Origin of the sequence: Paracoccus aerius, assembly GCF_014656455.1 — a bacterium.
Classification (GTDB): domain Bacteria; phylum Pseudomonadota; class Alphaproteobacteria; order Rhodobacterales; family Rhodobacteraceae; genus Paracoccus; species Paracoccus aerius.
The window spans coordinates 90429-109629 of record NZ_BNCL01000010.1 but is presented as its reverse complement, the minus strand read 5'-3'; the positions used below and the strand labels follow the sequence as shown (position 1 = coordinate 109629).

General features: G+C 66.7%; 17 protein-coding genes. 7 read left to right on the top strand and 10 right to left on the bottom strand.

The features are described from left to right. Positions 1–72 precede the first annotated feature (72 nt). The 6 genes from IE224_RS12885 to IE224_RS12860 form a co-directional block, all read right to left on the bottom strand. Positions 73–1002 carry a substrate-binding domain-containing protein gene (locus IE224_RS12885; protein WP_191310917.1) on the bottom strand — a complete coding sequence of 310 codons (930 nt, stop codon included), beginning with the start codon at positions 1000–1002 and terminating at the stop codon, positions 73–75. Positions 1003–1061: 59 nt separating this feature from the next. Beyond that, complete coding sequence (locus IE224_RS12880) at positions 1062–2081, bottom strand: ABC transporter permease (protein WP_167620980.1); 1020 nt, start codon at positions 2079–2081, stop codon at positions 1062–1064. Between the two features lie 13 nt (positions 2082–2094). Beyond that, positions 2095–3633, bottom strand: a complete 1539-nt coding sequence (locus IE224_RS12875) for a sugar ABC transporter ATP-binding protein (RefSeq protein ID WP_191310915.1) — start codon at positions 3631–3633, stop codon at positions 2095–2097. Positions 3634–3690: 57 nt separating this feature from the next. After that, on the bottom strand, positions 3691–4632 hold the full coding sequence (locus IE224_RS12870) for a sugar ABC transporter substrate-binding protein (RefSeq protein ID WP_191310913.1): 942 nt from the start codon (positions 4630–4632) through the stop codon (positions 3691–3693). Between the two features lie 255 nt (positions 4633–4887). After that, positions 4888–5916 carry a LacI family DNA-binding transcriptional regulator gene (locus IE224_RS12865; protein ID WP_167620983.1) on the bottom strand — a complete coding sequence of 343 codons (1029 nt, stop codon included), beginning with the start codon at positions 5914–5916 and terminating at the stop codon, positions 4888–4890. An 81-nt stretch (positions 5917–5997) separates the two neighbouring features. Next, positions 5998–7008, bottom strand: coding sequence for a LacI family DNA-binding transcriptional regulator (locus IE224_RS12860; RefSeq protein ID WP_191310911.1), 1011 nt, complete (start codon positions 7006–7008; stop codon positions 5998–6000). Positions 7009–7114: 106 nt separating this feature from the next. Here IE224_RS12860 and IE224_RS12855 point away from each other — a divergent pair, with 106 nt between their 5' ends. Continuing rightward, entirely contained in the window at positions 7115–8062 is a 948-nt protein-coding gene (locus IE224_RS12855; RefSeq protein WP_191310909.1) for a sugar phosphate isomerase/epimerase family protein, read from the top strand. Further along, entirely contained in the window at positions 8059–9231 is a 1173-nt protein-coding gene (locus IE224_RS12850; protein ID WP_191310907.1) for a Gfo/Idh/MocA family protein, read from the top strand. The genes IE224_RS12855 and IE224_RS12850 overlap by 4 nt, the downstream gene beginning before the upstream one ends. 36 nt (positions 9232–9267) lie before the next feature. Here IE224_RS12850 and IE224_RS12845 read toward each other — a convergent pair whose 3' ends face one another. The 3 genes from IE224_RS12845 to IE224_RS21295 are packed head-to-tail and all read right to left on the bottom strand — an operon-like array spanning position 9268 to position 11977. Next, positions 9268–10314, bottom strand: coding sequence for an NAD(P)-dependent alcohol dehydrogenase (locus IE224_RS12845; protein WP_191310905.1), 1047 nt, complete (start codon positions 10312–10314; stop codon positions 9268–9270). Between the two features lie 38 nt (positions 10315–10352). Next, complete coding sequence (locus IE224_RS12840; protein WP_191310903.1) at positions 10353–11549, bottom strand: alpha-amylase family glycosyl hydrolase; 1197 nt, start codon at positions 11547–11549, stop codon at positions 10353–10355. Further along, on the bottom strand, positions 11456–11977 hold the full coding sequence (locus tag IE224_RS21295) for an alpha-amylase family glycosyl hydrolase (protein ID WP_191310901.1): 522 nt from the start codon (positions 11975–11977) through the stop codon (positions 11456–11458). The genes IE224_RS12840 and IE224_RS21295 overlap by 94 nt, the downstream gene beginning before the upstream one ends. A 116-nt stretch (positions 11978–12093) precedes the next feature. Here IE224_RS21295 and IE224_RS12830 point away from each other — a divergent pair, with 116 nt between their 5' ends. Next, entirely contained in the window at positions 12094–13044 is a 951-nt protein-coding gene (locus IE224_RS12830) for a TIGR03885 family FMN-dependent LLM class oxidoreductase (RefSeq protein ID WP_191310898.1), read from the top strand. A 21-nt stretch (positions 13045–13065) separates the two neighbouring features. Here the strand turns inward: IE224_RS12830 and IE224_RS12825 are convergent, their stop codons facing one another. Beyond that, positions 13066–14724 carry an NAD+ synthase gene (locus IE224_RS12825; protein ID WP_191310896.1) on the bottom strand — a complete coding sequence of 553 codons (1659 nt, stop codon included), beginning with the start codon at positions 14722–14724 and terminating at the stop codon, positions 13066–13068. A gap of 125 nt (positions 14725–14849) precedes the next feature. Between IE224_RS12825 and IE224_RS12820 the strand changes: the two genes are divergently transcribed. From IE224_RS12820 to IE224_RS12805, 4 genes are all read left to right on the top strand, one after another. After that, entirely contained in the window at positions 14850–16295 is a 1446-nt protein-coding gene (locus IE224_RS12820; RefSeq protein ID WP_191310894.1) for an MORN repeat-containing protein, read from the top strand. A gap of 95 nt (positions 16296–16390) precedes the next feature. Then, a complete protein-coding gene (locus tag IE224_RS12815; RefSeq protein ID WP_191310892.1) occupies positions 16391–17068 on the top strand; it encodes a GntR family transcriptional regulator in 678 nt (225 codons plus the stop codon). A gap of 10 nt (positions 17069–17078) precedes the next feature. Then, the gene (gene uxuA / locus IE224_RS12810) at positions 17079–18290 is read left to right on the top strand and encodes a mannonate dehydratase (RefSeq protein WP_191310890.1); all 1212 of its coding nucleotides are present in this window, start codon (positions 17079–17081) and stop codon (positions 18288–18290) included. After that, positions 18290–19201: a sugar kinase gene (locus IE224_RS12805; RefSeq protein ID WP_191310888.1), complete on the top strand. Its 912-nt coding sequence runs from the start codon at positions 18290–18292 to the stop codon at positions 19199–19201. The genes uxuA and IE224_RS12805 overlap by 1 nt, the downstream gene beginning before the upstream one ends.

Genomic DNA, 19201 nt, shown 5'->3' with positions numbered 1-19201 from the left:
GTCCTGTAGCATTGTCTGGAAAAAAGCCGGGCAGGGCACGGGGAGGAGGCGCCCCCTGCCCGGCGGCACCGCTTACTTCTGGTAATCGGCCATGTTCTGGGGGGTCACCGGCTCGAACGGGATCCAGTGTTCGGGTTCGATCTTTTCGCCCGCTGCGGCGGCGACGGCGGCCTTGACGGCCTGCTCGCCCTGGCCCGTGGCGTTCTGATAGACGGTCACGTCCATCTGCCCCGCCTCCATCGCCGCCAGCCCGTCTGCGGTGGCGTCGATGCCGGCGATGACGATGTCGCCCTTGCCGGTGGTGGCAGCCAGGGCCTGCGCCGCGCCGATCGCCATCTCGTCGTTGTTGGCGACGATGGCGTCGAACTCCAGGCCCGCCGTCATCCAGGACGTGACCAGATCCTGCGCCTGGACGCGGTTCCAGTTGGCGACCTGCTTTTCGACGATTTCCACCTGGCAGTCGGGCTTGGCAAAGGCTTCCTCGACCATCTTCGTGCGCACCAGGGCAGCATGGTTTTCCAGCGGTCCCATCAGGATCACGGCCTTGGGATCCTCGCGCCCCTTCAGGGCCTCGCAGACGGCGGCGGCTTCCAGCCGGCCCGCGTCGGTTTCCTGCGATCCGACATAGCCGGTGCCCTGGGGCATCCCGGTTTCCAGTTCGGCGGGCGGGTGGTTCACGTAGATCAGCGGGATGCCGGCGCCGGTCGCGGCGGCGGTGATGGCCGATGTCGAGTCCCCGTCGACCGCATTCACGATGATCGCATCGACGCCGTTGGCCACGAAGTTCTGCACCTGGTTCAGTTGTTTGGCCACGTCCAGTTGCGCGTCCTCCACCGACAGGGTGACGCCCTCGGTCCGTTCGGCCTCGGCCCGGATGCCGTTCAGCAGGATCGTCAGGAAGGGGTTGTCAAAGGACGTCATGGTGACGCCGATCCGGGTTTCGGCAAGCGCGGGGGCTGCCAGGGACAGGCAGAGGGCGGTGGTGGCAATCAATCTGGTCATCGCGGTTTCCTTGTCGGACAGGGTTGGGGGGCGGCCCCGCAGCAGGGGCCGCGCCGGTGTCAGCTTGTCTTCCGGCGCTTCCGCTGGCGGTGGACATCGGCCACGACGGCGGCCACGACGATCGCGCCCTTGATCATCTCCTGGTAATAGGCGTCCAGCCGCAGGAAGGTGAAACCCGAGATGATGACACCGAAGATGACCATCCCGATGGCGGTTCCCAGCACCGACCCGCGCCCGCCCTGCAACGACACGCCGCCGATCACGGCCATGGCGATGGCGTCCAGTTCATAGGCCAGGCCCATCCCGGCCTGCGCCGTCTGCCCGCGGGCCGCGACCACCATCCCGGCAAGTGCTGCCAGCATCGCGGCGATCACATAGACCTTGACCAGGTGGCGTTCCACGTCGATGCCGGACACGCGCGCGGCCTGGGCATTGGCGCCGATGGCATAGGTGAACTTGCCATAGCGGGTGTATTTCATCGCCACGTGGAAGATCGCCGCGACCAGGATGAAGATCACCACCGGCATCATGCCGCTGCCGATCCAGGCAAAGCCCTCGGTCGGGAAGCTGATCGGCTGGCCCTTGGTGTACCACTTGGCAAAGCCGCGCACCGTGACCATCGTGCCAAGCGTTGCGATGAAGGGCGGGATCTTGGTATAGGCGATCAGCCAGCCGTTGATCAGGCCGACGATGGCGCCAAAGCCAAGCCCGATCAGCAGGGGCACGATCATCGGCAGGTCGGTCAGCGCAGGATAGACCGCGCGCGCATAGGTGGACACCTGGGCGAATGACATGGCGACCATCGCCACCGCCCCCACCACGGAACCCGACGAAAGGTCGATCCCGCCCGAGATGATGACCTGCGTCACCCCCACGGCGATGATCCCGATGACCGAGACCTGCAGGATCATGATCTTCAGCCGGTTCCAGGAAAACAGGAAGGACTGGCCCTGGAAGATCCAGCCCAGGATCTCGAAGACCAGGGCGATGCCGATCAGGACCAGCAGGATGTTGACCTCGGCGGGCCATTTGCGCTGCGTGCGCGGGGCGGTGCGGGCGGTGATGTCTTGGCTGCTCATGCGAATGGTTCCCTTACTTCGCCGCAAGCGACATGATCTTGACCTGATCCGCTTCCGCGCGGTCCAGGAAGCCGGACACATGGCCTTCGTGCATGACCATGATGCGGTCGGACATGCCCAGCACCTCGGGCAGTTCGGACGATATCATCAGCACCGCCACGCCCTGCGCGGCCAGTTCGGTGATCAGGCGGTGGATTTCGGATTTCGCGCCCACGTCGATGCCGCGGGTCGGTTCGTCCAGGATCAGGATGCGGGGTTTCGTCAGAAGCCAGCGGGCGATCAGCAGCTTTTGCTGATTGCCGCCCGACAGGTTTTCCACGGTTTCCTGAAGGTTCGGGGTCTTGACGCGCAGGGTGCGGGCCATGTCCTCGGCCAGCTTGTTCACCTCGGCCTGGCGGACGAAGCCGTTTTTCACATGGCTGCGGGTGATCAGCGCGGACTGGATGTTCTCCAGGCAGTCCAGCGTCAGGAAGCAGCCGGTCTCCTTGCGATCCTCGGTCAGGAAGGCCATGCCATGCGCCATTGCCTGGGCGGGGGACTTGATCTGGACCGGCGTCCCGTCGATCAGGATTTCGCCGGACTCGGCAGGCGTGACCCCAAACAGCGCCTCGGCCACGTTCGACCGCTTGGAACCCACCAACCCGGCCAGTCCCAGGATCTCGCCCCGGCGCAAGGTGAAGGACACGTCGTGGAAGACGCCGGGCAGGGTCAGGTTCCGCACCTCGAGGATCGTGTCGCCGATGGGGCAGTCGACCTTGGGGAACATGTTGGTGATCTCGCGGCCCACCATCATGCGGATGATGTCGTCGCGGGTGACATTCTTGGCATTGTGGGTGCCCACATACTTGCCGTCGCGGAAGACGGTGAATTCGTCGGCGATCTCGAACAGCTCGTTCATCTTGTGGGTGATGTAGACGATGCCGATGCCGCGCTGACGCAGATCGCGGATGATGGCGAACAGGTGGTCGACCTCTCGTTCGGTCAGCGCCGATGTCGGCTCGTCCATGATGAGAACGTCGGAATTGTGGCTGACGGCCTTGGCGATCTCGACCATCTGCTTTTGCGCGACCGTCAGTTCGGACACCTGGGCGCGGGGGTCCAGCCTGATGTTCAGCCGCGCGAACAGGTCGGCCGTCATCCGGGCCATTTCGGCATGATCGATCAGGCCGAGACGGTTCTTGGGTTCGCGGCGGATCCAGATGTTTTCCGCCACCGTCATCCAGTTCATCAGCGCCAGTTCCTGGTGGATCATCGAGATCCCCTGGTCCAGGGCGTCCAGCGGCGATTTCAGGGCCACCACCTGGCCGCGCAGCCGGATCTCGCCCGCGTCGGGCTGATAGACACCGGCGATGATCTTCATCAGCGTGGACTTGCCCGCGCCGTTTTCCCCCATCAGGGCGTGGACGGTGCCGGGGCGGATGCGCAACTGCACGTCGTCAAGGGCCAGAACGCCCGGAAACTCCTTGCGGATGCCGCTGATCGACAAGACGCCGTCGCGATCTATGGCAGCCTGCACGCGGTCGATCGCGGCAGCGGTCCTTGGGCTGACCATGGTCGTCCCTCCGTGATCCTGGGATGCGCCGGGACCCCGTGCCCCGGCGCTGCGCTGTCAGTTCCGGGCCTGGTAGTCCGCCAGGTTTTCGGGCGTCACCAGTTCGAAGGGGACATAGACCTTGGTTTCCACTTCCTCGCCCCGCGCCAGGCTGAGGGCTGCATCGACGGCGCCCTGGCCCTGGCCCGCGGCGTTCTGGAAGACGGTCACGTCCAGATCGCCCGCCTCCATCGCGGCAAGCGCGTCCTGGGTGGCGTCGATCCCGCCCACGATGATGTCGTCCATCGACCTGCCCGCGGATTTCAGCGCCTGGATCGCGCCGATCGCCATTTCGTCGTTGTTCGAGATCACCGCGTCGAATTCCAGCCCCGAGGTGATCCAGTTGGTCATCAGGTCGGCGGCCTGGGTGCGCGACCAGTTGGCCGTCTGCTCCTCGACAATCTGGATGAAGCCGCAGTCGGGCGTGGCGATCACGTCCTTGATGTCCTGGGTGCGCATCCGCGCCGCCTGGTTCGACAATTCGCCCATCAGGACCACGGCCCTGGCTTCGGTCTTGCCGGCTTCCTTCAGCAGGCGGCAGATTTCCTGGGTCTGCAGCGTGCCGGATTCCTTTTCGTCGGACGCGACAAAGGCCTGCTTTTCCGGCAGGTCGTCCACGTTCACCGGCTCGCGGTTCACATAGACCAGCGGGATGCCGGCATCGGCGGCCGCCTGCGACATGGCCACGGTGGCGTCGGTATCGACCGGGTTCACGATGATCGCGTCCACGCCCGAGGCCACGAAGTTCTGGATCTGGTTCAGCTGCTTGCCGACATCGTTCTGGGCGTCCTCGATCTGCAGTGTCACGCCGTCCAGGCTGGCCGTGTGTTCCTGCATCCCGTTGCGAAGGACGGTCAGGAAGTTGTCGTCAAAGAGCGCCATGGACACCCCGATATTCTCGGCCTGGGCAGCCGTTGCCATCACCGCAGAAATCGCGGTCGCCGTCAGCAGTCGCTTCATTGTTCTTTCCCTCCACTGGTGGTGCGCGTGGCACCTTGTTCTTGCCGCGTCAGTCATTGGGCTACACGGGGCCACCCCTGCGGATGCAGGGTTGCGGCAGTCCGGATCTTTGGCAGGCAGCGACGATTCTCCTCCGTGTCGTCGCAAGGGGAAGATCACCGAGGGGGTGCCCTTCGGTCAATCACGGCATGACGCATAAAACCATCATTCATGATGGAAAATGACGTGCGCCATGATGGCTTCACCTCATAAGGGTCACAGGCTTTCCGGCGTCCAGATCTGGAAGGGCAGGAAACGCTGGCCGGGATTGTCGGTCAGGCCGTGTTCGCGGGCGTGGATCATCAGGGCCACGGTTTCCTCGCAGACCTGCCGCAGGGGCGTGCTGATGACGACCGACAGGGTGCGGTCCTGCAGCGCCTCGCGCGAATCCGGGGTCAGTTCGTTCACGATCAGCGCCACGTCGCCGGGCTTGCGCAGTTCGCGCAACGCGGCAATGGCGCCTTCCATCCCGCCACCGGCGCAATAGATGCCGACAAGGTCGTTGTGGCGTTCCAGAAGCTCCGTCACCGCTTCATAGGTCAGTTGCCGCGTTTCCAGGTTGACCTGCGGGTTCAGCAATTCGAAATCTGGCGCGTATTCCCGGAAATAGCTGCGAAAGCCGGTTTCGCGCAACTCATGCCCGTGGAAGCGGTGCCCGCCGATGAAGACCGCTACCTTGCCGGGCCTGCGGGCGATCTTGGAAATCAGCCAGCCTGCCGACCTCCCCACCTTGATATTGTTCGTCCCGACATAGCTTTCGCGCACGCCCTGGGCGAAATCGGACAACAGAGAAAAGGTCGGAATGCCGCGCTGTCGCAGGTCGCTGACGGCCGCCGTGACCTTGTGGTGGTCCAGCCCGGTGGCAGCCACCATGTCCACCTTTCCGGTCATCGAGGCCAGAATCTGCTCAAGCTCTCCGGGCAGCGTCGATTGCGCAAAGCGCACCGTGACCCGCAGCCGGTGCGAGGAGACCTGCGCCGCGTGTTCCTGAAACAGCCGCGCGAAGTCCTGGTAGAAGGGATGGCGTTCCTTCTGAAGGATCAACCCGACATGCAATTCGGGCAGTTCCGCCATCAGCCGGGCGCGGATCGCATTCGCCCCGTGATAGCCGATGCGCTGCGCGGCGTCCTGCACGCGCCGCGCGGTTTCCTCGCGCACCTTCATGCGGCCGTTCAGCACCCGGTCTGCGGTGGCAAGGCTGACGCCAGCTTCCCGGGCAAGGTCGGCGATGGTCGGACGGCGCATCCGGCCCCCTTTCCGATTGTGATGGAAGACGTCAGGGCGTTGATGGTTTCACGTCACCCGTGCCGGCGTCAACCCAGTGATTCAGACGCTTTCGGGCATGAAGATCTGGATCTCGGTTGCGACGGATCCTGCGTCACCGTCCAGCCGGCCGATCAGGCGGGCCATGGTTTCCACCGCCAGCCGCGCTTCGAGCATGGGTTTCTGGTCGATGATCGCCTGCACCTTGCGCGCCTTCAGCAAGTCCCGCCGCTGCGGCGTCAGTTCATGCGTGACGATGGCGATGGACCGCGACCGCCGCACGGGCTCAAGCGCGGCCACCAGTTCCGTGCAGCCCGTGGTGCACAGATAGATGCCGCGCAGGTCGGCATTGGCCCGCACCGCGCGCAGGGCAAGGGTGGCGGCAATTGCCTTGTCCTCATGCGTTTCCAGCACTTCGGCCACATGCAGGCGAGGGTGGCGTTCGGCCAGCAGGTCGACAAATCCGCCGCTGCGCGCGCCGTGGCCCGGCATGTCGAAGCGCCCGATCAGGACCAGGGCCTCGCCCCTGTCGGGGCCCGCCAGGTGACCCATCAGGTCGCCTGCGACGCGACCGGCCTGGCGGTCGTCGGGACCGACAAATGCGGCGCGGTTTCGGGCGGGCAGGTCGTCGGCCATGGTCACGACAGGGATGCGCGCGGGCAGCGCCCCGACCGCCATGACGATCTGCGGGGCGGCGGGAACGGTCAGGATCATGCCGTCGGCCCAGGATGCCGCGCGGGTGATCCGGGCGGCGATCCGGTCGGGATCGGCGGGGTCGATATGCTCGACCTGCAGCAGCATGTTCAGATCGCGGTGAAGCGTACGGGCCTGGTCGATGCCCCCGCGAAGCTGATCGTGGAAGGGGTTCGTGGGCGGCTGGATCAGGACGGCGATGCGCTTTGTCAGGGTGGGCCTGATCGTCAGGTTCCGGTCCAGCCCAAGCTTCCGCGCGGCCTGCAGGATCGCCATCTCTTTCGCGGCCGAGACGCCGCCCCGGCGGTTCACGACCCGGTCCACGGTGGCGACCGACGCGCCTGCCGCCCGCGCCACATCCTCCAGCGTCACCTTGGCCATGATCCCCCCTGCCTGGACGACAGTGGCGGCTTGAGGGTTTCCCCTCAAGAGATTCCTTCGCAGGGCGTCCCGTGCCCGATAATCCCGTAGGCGACCGGAGGACCCCATGACCATCACCATCACGACCGCCCCCTGCTGCTGGGGTGTGGACGATGTCGCGAACCCGAACCTGCCCGACTGGCGGCTGGTCCTGGCCGAGGCCGCGGCAGCGGGCTATGGCGGGCTGGAGCTTGGGCCCTACGGCTACATCCCGCTGGATGCCGAAACGGTGTCCGCGGAGTTGCGGCGGCATGGGCTTTATGTCGTGGCGGGGACGATCTTCGACAACCTGGTCGACCCCGCCAACCGCGACAACCTGGAACGCCAGACCCGCCAGATCTGCGCGGTGATCACAGCCCTGCCCAAGCCTCCGGCAGCGCCGGGCCAGCGGTATGCCGCGCCCTACCTGACGGTGATGGACTGGGGCCACGACGCCCGCGACTTCGCCGCCGGCCAGTCGGACCGCGCGGCCCGGCTGGACGATGCCGCCTGGGCCGGCATGGTCGCCAACATCCGCGCCATCGCCCGGATCGCCCGCGGCCACGGCGTCCGCGCCGTGATCCATCCCCATGCCGGCGGCCATGTGGAATTCGCCGATGAGATCGCGCGGATCCTGCGCGACATCCCCGCCGACGAGGCGGGCCTGTGCCTGGACACCGGCCACACGGCCTATTCCGGGATGGATCCGGTCGCCATGCTGGAGGCCTGCTGGGACCGCCTGGACTACATCCATTTCAAGGACATCGACCCGGCCGTCCATGCCGGCGTGATGAACAGCCGCATCCGCTTCTTCGAGGCCTGCGCCCTGGGCGTGATGTGTCCCATCGGCGACGGCTGCATCGACTATCCGGGGATTCTGTCGCTGCTGGAACGGCGCGGCTATGCCGGTTTCATCACCGTGGAACAGGAACGCGACCCCCGCAGCGCCGGCGGGACGCTGGCCGATGTCGCGAAGTCCCGCCGCTATCTGGAACAGGTTGGCTTTGTCCGCCCTGCCATGGAGAAAACCCGATGATCGACGGCATCCGCTTGACGAAGGCCCCCATCCGCTGGGGCATGGTGGGCGGCGGAAGGGGCAGCCAGATCGGCTATGTCCACCGCTCTGCCGCGCTGCGTGACGGGTATTTCTCCCTTCTGGCCGGGGCCTTTGATCTGGACCCCGATCGCGGCCGCGCCTTCGGTGCGGATCTGGGGCTGGACCCGGGCCGCTGCTATCCCGACTGGCAGGCGATGTTCGCGGCGGAAGCCGCGCGCGCCGACGGCATCCGCTGCGTCACCATCGCCACGCCGAACAACACTCATTACCCGATCACCCGCGCGGCCCTGCTGGCGGGCCTGCACGTGATCTGCGAAAAGCCCCTGACCTTCACCACGTCCGAGGCGCTTGACCTGCAGGCCATCGCAGCCGACCGCGGCCTGGTCGTTGGCGTCGCCTACGGCTATTCCGGCCACCAGATGATCGAGGAGGCTGCGCGCCTTGTCGCCGACGGCACGCTGGGCGAGATCCGCATCGTCAACCTGCAATTCGCCCACGGCTTCCACAGCGCGGCGGTGGAACATGACAACCCCGCCGCCCGCTGGCGCGTTGATCCGGCCTTTGCGGGGCCAAGCTATGTCCTGGGCGACCTTGCGACCCATCCGCTGTATGTCGCGCAGGTCATCTGCCCCAATCTGCGCATCCGCCGGCTGCTTTGCACTCGGCAAAGCTTTGTCGCCTCCCGCGCGCCGCTTGAGGACAACGCGACCGTGCTGATGGAATACGAAGGCGGCGCGGTGGGGACCTGCTGGACCTCGGCCGTGAATGCCGGGGCGATGCACAGCCAGAAGGTGCGGATCGTGGGGTCGAAGGGTTCGGTCGAATGGTGGGACGAACACCCTAACCAGTTGCGGCTGGAAATCCAGGGCGAACCCGCCCGCGTCCTGGACCGGGGGATGGCCTATCTGCACCCGCAGTCGCTGGCTGACGACCGCATCGGCGCGGGTCACCCGGAAGGGCTGTTCGACGCCTGGGCCAACCTGCACTGCCGCTTTGCCCTGGCCATCGAGGCGCATGAGGACAAGGATCCCGCACGCCTGGCCGGCCTGCGCTATCCCGGCATCGAGGCGGGTGTCGAGGGCGTCCGCTGGGTCGAGCATTGCGTGCGGTCGGCCGACGGGGGCGGGGTCTGGGTCGACTACGCCTGACCGATGCCAGCCGGGCACCCCCGGCTGGCAGGATCGTCACGCCATCGTGGCGATGTCCATGACGAAGCGATACTTCACGTCGCCCCCGAGCATCCGTTCATAGGCTTCCTCGATCTGGTCGGCGCGGATCATCTCTATATCGGCGGTGATGCCGTGCCGGGCGCAGAAATCCAGCATCTCCTGCGTTTCGGGAATGCCGCCGATCATGGAACCGGCCAGGCTGCGGCGGCGCATGATGAAGTTGAAGACATTGGGCGACGGATGGGGCGTCGCCGGCGCGCCCACCAGGGCCATGGTGCCGTCGCGCTTGAGCAGCGCCAGAAAGGCGTCGAGGTCATGCGGGGCGGCGACCGTGTTCAGGATGAAGTCGAAGCTTTGCGCATGGGCCCACATCTCGTCGGCGTCCTTCGAGATGACCACCTCGTCCGCGCCGAGCGCCTTGGCCGCCTCGCGCTTGTCGGGCGAGGTGGTGAATGCCACCACATGCGCGCCCATCGCATGGGCCAGCTTCACGCCCATATGGCCCAGGCCGCCGATGCCCACGACCCCCACCTTCTTGCCCGGTCCCGCCCCCCAGTGGCGCAGCGGCGAATAGGTCGTGATCCCCGCGCAAAGCAGGGGGGCCACTGCGGCAAGCTGGTCTTCGGGATGGGTGATCTTCAGGACATAGCGTTCATGGACCACGATCGCCTGGGAATAGCCGCCAAGCGTGTGGCCGGGCGTATCTTCGGTCGGCCCGTTATAGGTGCCGATCATGCCATCGCAGTAATTCTCGAGCCCGTCCTCGCAATCGGCGCAATGCTGGCAACTGTCCACGATGCAGCCCACGCCCACCAGATCGCCAGGCTTGTGGCTGGTGACATGGGCGCCGACGGCGGTCACGCGGCCCACGATCTCATGTCCCGGGACGCAGGGGTAAAGGGTGCCTGCCCATTCGCTGCGGGCCTGGTGCAGGTCGGAATGGCAGATGCCGCAAAACGCGATCTCGATCCGCACATCATGGGGGCCGGTGTCGCGCCGGGTGATCTGCATCGGGCCCAGGGGCTGGTCGGCGGCAGGGGTTCCAACGGCATGGATGGTCATGAGCGGTCCTTTCAGATCAGGGGTTGCCCGAGGTTGCCTTACCGGGGCCACCGGGACCAGCGGAAATCATGGCCAGGCAGCGTCACCCGAAGGCGGCCGTCCCGGGTTTCCAGGGGATCGCCCAGCAGGGCGGTGGATTCGCCCCGGCAGGACGCGCCCAGGTCCAGATCCAGCCGAGCGGGCTTCGGGGACAGGTTGTGCAGGGTGACAAGGTCGTGGTCTGCTGCGGCATAGCGAAGGGCGATCACGCCATCGGGCGCATTGGCGATTGTGCGGCATTCGCGGCGCCCGATGCCCGGATGATCCAGCCGGATCGCGGACAGCCGGGCCACGTGGTTCAGAAGCGAGCCCGGATCGTCCCACTGGTCCGTCGCATTCACCTGGTCCGGGCCGAAGGCGCCGGCGACGACGGGCTGGATCAGGCGGGCCTTGGCGGCGGTGGAGAAGCCGCCGTTGCGGCCACGGGTCCACTGCATCGGGCTGCGCACCGCGTCGCGGCCCGGCTGGCCCAGGTCCTCGCCCATGCCGATCTCGTCGCCATAGCAGAGCAGGGGCGCCCCGGGCATGGCGAACAGCAGGCTGAGGGCCATGCGCAGCCTCGGCCCGTCGCCGCCCAGCATCGGCGCCAGCCTGCGGCGGAAGCCGCGGTCGAAGATGCGCATGTCCTGGTCCGGGGCCAAGATATCCACGGTGGCGCGGAAGGCGTCCGGGTCCAGCCGCTCCAGCGTCGCCTCGTCCAGGTTGCGCAGGAAGTTGGCCCAAACGCCGTTGTCGGGCGGCGGGGGCAGGCGGGCCAGCCCGTCCAGCACCGGCTGCGCGCGGCCCGACGCCAAGGCGTGCAGCAGATGGTTGTTCAGCGAAAAGTTCATCATCGCGTTCATCTGCCCGCCATCGAAGAAATCGGGCAGGCTGCCCTCGTCCTCGTTGACCTCGGACATGATCAGGGCGTCGGGGATGCGGCGGGTGACATGGCGGAAGATGTCGCGCAGGATCCGGTGGTCCTTGTCCTTGCCGCCCTGCGGGTCCAGCGGCTTCTGGATCAGGTGTGCGGCGGAATCGATGCGGAAGCCCGCGATGCCGAAGCTCATCCAGAAGTCCATGATCCGTTCCAGTTCCATCCAGACCGACGGGTTTTCGTGGTTCAGGCTGGGCTGGAAGCGAAAGAAGCGGTGATAGTAATACTGCTGCGCCACCGGGTCATGGGTCCAGGTCGTGTCCTCTTGCCCCGGAAACATCGGGCCGCGGCCGGGCGCGGGGCGGGGGGATGGTCGGTCCAGACGTAATAGTCGCGAAAGGGCGACCGGGCGTCGTGCCGGGCCGACAGGAACCAGGGATGCCGGTCCGAGGTGTGCTGCGCCACCAGATCCAGGATGACGCGGATCCCGCGCGCGCCGGCTTCGGTCAGGAAGAACAGGAAATCGTCAAAGCTGCCATATCGCGGATCGACCTGCAGGTAATCCGTGATGTCATAGCCGTTGTCGCGGTTGGTCGAAGGGTGGAAGGGCAGCAGCCAGATGCAGGTCACGCCCAGCCGGACCAGGTGGTCCAGCCTTTCGGTCAAGCCGGGAAAGTCGCCGATCCCGTCGCCGTTGCTGTCGCAGAACCGCGAGACATCGACGCCATAGATGACCGCGTTCTTCCACCATTCGCCCGCGTCAGTCATCCCTGCCCGCCCCTGTTCCCTGCCCAAGCGCAAGCCGCAAGGCCGCGTATTGTTCCGGGGAGGGAACTTCCCGCGGCTTTGCGGGCTTCCCGCAGGCACGCACAAGGGGAACGGCCATGACGCGCATCGGATATCACGCCTCGCACGAACAGTTCGATCCCCGCACCATGCGCGACCTGGCCGTCCGGGCCGAGGCTGCCGGCTTTGCCGGGGTCAAATGTTCCGACCACCTGCAACCCTGGAGCACGCGGCAGGGCCAGTCGGGCCATGCCTGGGTCTGGTTGGGCGCGGCGATGGGCGCGACCACGGTTCCCTTTGGCAGCATCTCGGCGCCGGGATACCGTTACCACCCGGCGGTGATGGCGCAGGCGGTGGCGACGCTGGGGCAGATGTTCCCCGGCCGGTTCTGGCTGGCCCTTGGCACGGGCGAGGCGTTGAACGAATGGGTGACGGGCCTGCCCTGGCCGGACAAGCCCGAACGCAATGCCCGCCTGCGTGAATGCTTTGACGTGATGCACGCCTTGCTGCGCGGCGAGACCGTCACCCATCGCGGCCGCATCACCGTGATCGAGGCGCGGCTGTGGTCGCTGCCCGACACGCCGCCGCCCCTGTTCGGCGCGGCCGCCACACCCGAAACGGCCCGTCTTCTGGGCGGCTGGGCGGAAGGACTGCTGACCCTGGGCGGCGATCCCGACAAGGTCGCCAAGGTCATCGCCGCCTTCCGCGAGGGCGGCGGCGAGGGCAAGCCGGTCCATATCCAGCACACCATATCATGGGCCGAGACGCAGGATCAGGCCATGGCCAATGCCCTGGACCAATGGGCGCCCGTCGCCATCGGGGGCGAGATCAACTGGGACATCCGCCGCCCGACGGATTTCGACCTGCTGGGCCAGTTCGTCGGCCCCGACCAGATCGGCCGGTCGGTGCGCGTCTCGGCCGATCCGGGGCTGCACCGCGCCGACCTGCAGGCCCTGGCCGGTCTGGGCGTGGATACGATCTTTCTCCACAATGTCGGGCTGAACCAGGAAGCCTTCATCGACATGGCCGCGCGCGAACTGCTGGGCTGAGGCCCCCGCCGCGCCAAGCCCCTACAGCTTGTCACGCCAGCGGTTGACCAGGGGATAACGCCGGTCCAGCCAGAAGGCCCGGGTCGAGATCCTCGGCCCCGGCGCGGCCTGGTAGCGTTTCCATTCGCTGCCATAAAGCAGCCGTTCCACCAGTCGCACCGTATCCGCGTCGAAGCCCTGCGCGACAAGATCCGCCAGCGACAGGTCCTTTTCCACCAGCCCTTCCAGGATCGCGTCCAGGATGTCGTAGGGGGGCAGCGAATCCTGGTCCACCTGGTCCGGGCGCAGTTCCGCCGAAGGCGGCTTCTGGATGATCCGGGGCGGGATCACCTCGCCCGCCGGTCCCATCATCCAGTCGCGGTGGTTCCCGTTGCGCCAGCGGCAGGTTTGGAACACGCGTGTCTTGTAGAGATCCTTGATCGGATTATATCCGCCCGCCATGTCGCCATAGATCGTGGCATAGCCCACGCCCACCTCGGACTTGTTGCCGGTGGTCAAGAGCATCCCCCCGAACTTGTTCGAAATCGCCATCAGCATCACGCCGCGCAGGCGGGACTGGATGTTTTCCTCGGTGATGTCGGGCTGGGTGCCTTCCATCAGATGCGCCAAGGCACCCGATACCGCATCGCGCGCGCCGTCGATGCGGACGGTGTCCAACCGGGTGCCCAGGCGGGCCGCGCAATCGGCGGCGTCATCAAGGCTGGTCTGGGACGTGTATTCGCTGGGCAGCATCACGCAGTGGACGTTTTCCGGCCCGATCGCGTCAGCGGCGATGGTTGCCACAAGCGCGGAATCGATCCCGCCGGATAGGCCCAGCACCACCGTCTTGAAGCCGGACTTGCGCATGTATTCGCGCAGGCCCAGCATCATCGCCATGTAGTCCTGTTCCCATTCGTCGGGCTGCGGCGCCATTTCGCCCGGCTCGGCCCGCCAGCCGTCATCGGTCAGGGTGAAATCCACATGGGCCAGCATCTCTTGGAACGGCGGAAGCTGCACGACCTTGTGGCCGCCGGGGTTCAGCACGAAGCTGGCGCCGTCGTAAAGCTGGTCGTCCTGCCCGCCCACCATGTTGACATAAACCAGCGGCAGCCCGGTTTCGACCACGCGGGCAACCATGTGGCCCATGCGCAGGTCCAGCTTGTTGCGGTGATAGGGCGAGCCGTTCGGCACGACCAGGATCTCGGCGCCGGTCTCGGCCAGGGTCTCGGCCACGTCGGGGGCCCAGCCGTCCTCGCAGATGGGCGATCCGATGCGCGCGCCCGCGACGGGATAGGGGCCGCTGATCGGGCCGCTGTCGAACAGGCGCAATTCGTCGAACAGCTGCTTGTGGGGCAGGCGGTGCTTCAGCACGCGCGCCACCAGCTCGCCGTCCTTGAAGACCCAATAAGCGTTATACAGCATGTCGCGGTCCCCCCAGGGACCGCCGATGCCGATGGCCGGGCCGCCGGTGCAGGCGGCAGCCAGTTCGCGGATCGCTTCCTCGGCCTGGCGGGTGAAGGCCGGCTTCAGCACCAGATCCTGGGTCTGGTACCCGGTGATGAACATCTCGGGCAGGGCCAGCATGTCGGCACCCGCGTCCCTTGCGGCAGCCCAGGCGTCGCGCGCCTTGGCGGCGTTGCCCGGCAGATCGCCCACGGTGGCATTCAGTTGGCCGATGGTCAGGCGGAAACGGTTTGTCATGATGCTTGGCCCCTGGTCCTTGTGGAAATCGTGATAGGCGATGGCGCGGATAAGGAAAAGTCGGGCTTTGCGTGCCGGGTTCCGCTGCGCTAGACCAGAAGCGAAGGACAAAGGACTATGTGGCGATGAAGGCGGCAAGTTGGGCGGCTGTTGTGGCGCTGTTGGCGGGGACCGTGGCGGCGGATGCGCAGGTCGTGACCAAGCAATACGACGACGGCGGCGTCTACGAGGGCACCTTCCGCAACGGTCGCCAGCACGGCCAGGGCAGCTATACCCTGCCCAACGGCTATCGCTACGAAGGCGACTGGGTCGAGGGCGAGATCCTGGGCCAGGGCCGCGCGACCTTTCCCAACGGTTCGGTGTACGAAGGCCAGTTCGCGGAAGGAAAACCCAACGGCACGGGCACCATCACCTATGCCGACGGCGGCACCTATGAAGGCGACTGGGTTGCCGGAGAGATCACCGGCAAGGGTGTCGCGCGCTATGCCAACGGCTCGGTCTATACCGGCGATTTCGTCAAGGGCCTGCACCAGGGCAAGGGCGTGCTGACCCAGCCCAACGGCTATCGCTATGAAGGGGACTGGAACGCGGGCGTCAAGGAAGGGCAGGGCAAGATCACCTATCCCGATGGCGCGGTCTATGAAGGCGGGATGCTGGCCGGTCAGCGTGCGGGCAAGGGCAAGCTGACCATGGCGGACGGGCTGGTCTATGACGGCATCTGGTCGGCTGGTCAGATGTCGGGCACCGGTGTGCTGGTCCAGGGCTCGGGCGACCGCTACGAAGGGCAGATGCTGAACGGCCGGCGCGAAGGGCAGGGGATCGCCACCTATGCCAATGGCGATGTCTACGAGGGAAGCTTCAAGTCCGACCGCCGCCACGGCCAAGGCACCTTCACCGGCACCGACGGCTATGTCTATATCGGGTCCTGGATCGAGGGCCGGATGGAGGGCGAGGGCCAGATCACCTATCCCGACGGTTCCATCTACCAGGGCCAGATGAAGGCCGACCGTCCCGACGGCCGGGGCAAGATCACCTATCCCGATGGCGCGACCTATGACGGCCAGTGGTCCCAGGGCGTGATCGAGGGCGAGGGCAAGGCCACCTATGCCAATGGCATGGTCTATGAAGGCGGCTTCAGGAATGCCCGCAACCACGGCCAGGGCCGGATGACCTATCCCGACGGCTATGTCTATACCGGGGCCTGGGCCGACGGGCAGCGCCACGGCGAAGGCCAGGCGACCTATGCCGACGGCACCGTCTACACGGGCGGCTTCGTCAACGGCTTGCGCGAAGGCCAGGGCAAGCTGACCACGCCCGACGGCTTTTTCTACGAAGGCGGCTGGAAGGCGGGCGAGATCGACGGAAAGGGCACGGCCACCTATGCCAGCGGCGACCGATATGAAGGCAGCTTCGTGGCCGGCAAGCGCCAGGGCCAGGGCGTCATGCGCTATGCCAGCGGCGAGGTTGCGTCCGGCGAATGGGACCAGAACCGCCTGGTCGAAAGCGGCCCGGCGCCCGAAAGCGAGGCAACGGATACGCCGGCCATGCCCACCGAGGCACCAAATCCCTAAGGTGGGTGCTTGCACGCACCTTCCGCCAAGGCAGCCCCGACATTTCGCTTCACTGGTATGGAAGTATGGTATAGATCCTCCGGTAGGAGGCATTCATGGACATCGCCCGCATCACCATCGCGCCCAGCACCTCGGCCCAGGTGCATGACTGGCTGCGCAAGCGCGTCCAGCAGGGCGACCTGCCCCCCGGGATGCGGATCAGCGAAACCGAGGTCGCGGCCGCCATCGGCATCAGCCGCCAACCCGTGCGGGAAGCCTTTATCCGCCTGGCCAGCGACGGCCTGGCCGAGGTCCGCCCCCAGCGGGGCACCTATATCAGCAAGATTTCCGTGGCGGCGGTCCTGTCCGCCCGCTTCATCCGCGAGGCGGTCGAGGCCGACCTGGCCCGCGCCGTGGCCAAGACCCGTCCCGTTGCCGTCCTGGACCGCATGGCCAAGGAAATCGCCAAGCAACACAAGGCGGACCGGGACGGAAACGTCGAGGACTTCATCGAATCCGACGACCGCTTCCACAAGCTGCTGGCGCTTGGGGCGGGGCAGGAGGCCGTCTGGGCCGATCTCGACCGGCTGAAGGCGCAGATGAACCGGCTGCGCCACCTGTCCATGCGCGCCTTCGACCGCAGCTTCACCATCGGCCAGCACCAGCAGATCCTGGATGCGCTGCGCGGTGGCGACGCGGACGCAGCCGAATCCGCGATGCGCGCCCATCTGCGCCAGATGCTGACCGAGGTGCCGCAGATCGCGGCCGCCCAGCCCGACTATTTCACTGCATGAGAGGATCCCCATGAGACACACCTGGCGTTGGTTTGGCCCGAATGACCGCGTGTCGATCGACGACATGCTGCAGGCCGGCGTGCAGGGCGTCGTCACGGCGCTGCACCATGTCCCGACCGGAGAGGTCTGGTCGTCCGAACAGATCGCCCTGCGCCAGGCCCAGCTTGCCTCGATGCGCGACGGTTCGCCTTCGGGGCTGGCCTGGGAGGTCGTGGAAAGCCTGCCCGTCAGCGAGGCGATCAAGACCCAGTCGGGCGACTGGCGCGGCCATGTGCAGAACTGGATCGCCTCCATGCGGAACCTGCACGCGGCGGGGATCCGGGTGATCTGCTACAACTTCATGCCGGTGCTGGACTGGACGCGCACCGATCTGGAATGGCGCCGCCCCAATGGCGCGCGCTGCATGCGCTTCGACCTGACCGACTTCGCGGCCTTCGACATCCACATCCTCGAACGCCCCGGCGCGGCCGAGGACTTCCCGGAAGACATCCGCGACGCCGCCGCCCGCCGCTTTGCCGACATGGACGATGCCGCGCGCCAGCAGCTTGCCGGAAACGTGGTCTTCGGCCTGCCCGGCGCGGCCGAGCATCTGACCATGGGCGATGTGCGCGACCTGCTGCAGACCTATGCGCCGGTGACGGACGCGGTGTTGCGCCGCAACTTCAACGCCTTCCTGGAACAGGTGGCGCCCGTCGCGCAGGACCTGGGGATGCGGCTGTGCTGCCACCCGGACGATCCGCCCTTCCCGCTGCTGGGCCTGCCCCGCGTCATGTCCACCGAAGCAGACTATGCCGAACGCATGGCGGCTGTGGATCTGCCCGCGAACGGCATCACGCTCTGTTCCGGCTCGCTGGGGGCGCGGCACGACAACGACCTGCCGGGCATGATGCGCCGGCTGGGCGACCGCGTGCATTTCCTGCACCTGCGCAATGTGCGCCGCGACACCGACACCATCCCCGCCAGCTTCTTCGAGGATGAACACCTGGGCGGGCAGACCGACATGGTGGAACTGATAGACGCCATCCTGTCCGAGGAAGCGCGCAGGCAGGCGGCAGGGCGCGAGGACTGGCGTATCCCCATGCGCCCCGACCACGGCCAGGACATCCTGGACGACATCGGCCGGGGCGGTCAGCCGGGCTATCCCGCGATCGGCCGCCTGAAGGGTCTGGCCGAACTGCGCGGCGTCGAACTCGCGTTGTCGCGCAAGCACCGGGCCGCCTGATGCGCATCCTGTCCATCGGAGAGGCGATGGTTGAACTGGGCCAGTCGGACCAGCCCGGCCTGTGGCGCCTGGGGATCGCGGGCGACACGCTGAACACGGCCTGGTATCTGCGCCGGTTGCTGGGCGCGGATTGGCAGGTCGATTACCTGTCCCGCGTCGGTCAGGGCGCCTTTTCGCAGCAGATGGTGGATTTCCTGGTTGCCGAAGGCATCGGCGCCACCCATGTCGGCCGCGATCCCGACCGAGAGATTGGGCTTTACGCCATCAGCCTGAAGGACGGCGAACGCAGCTTCGCCTATTGGCGCGATACGTCGGCAGCCAAGCGTCTGGCCGACGATCCGGCGGCCCTTGACGCGGCGCTTGACGGTGCGGGGGTCGCCTATTTCTCGGGGATCACGGTGGCGATCCTGCCGCCCCAGGGCCGGGCGAACCTGCTGGCTGCCCTGGGCCGGGCCAAGGCGGCAGGCACATGGATCGTCTTCGACCCGAACCTGCGCCCGCGCCTGTGGACCGACACCAACACGATGCATCAGGGGATCAGCGATGCTGCCGCGGGTGCCGATCTGGTCCTGCCCTCTTTCGACGACGAGGCCACGCATTTCGGCGATGCCGATCCCCAGGCGACCGTGGCCCGCTATCTGGCGCTTGGCGCGGGGCAGGTGGTGGTCAAGAATGGCGGCGGGCCGATCAGCTTTGGCGGGGCCGGGGGATCGGGCGTGATCGACGACCTTGCGCCCGAAACGCCCGTGGACAGCACGGCGGCAGGCGACAGCTTCAACGCGGGCTATCTGGCGGCCAGCCTGTCGGGCGCGGATTGCGCGGCGGCCATCGCGGCGGGCCACGACCTCAGCCGAAAGGTCATCCGCCATCGCGGCGCCCTGGTGCAACAGGCCGTGGCGGAAAAGGCGTAA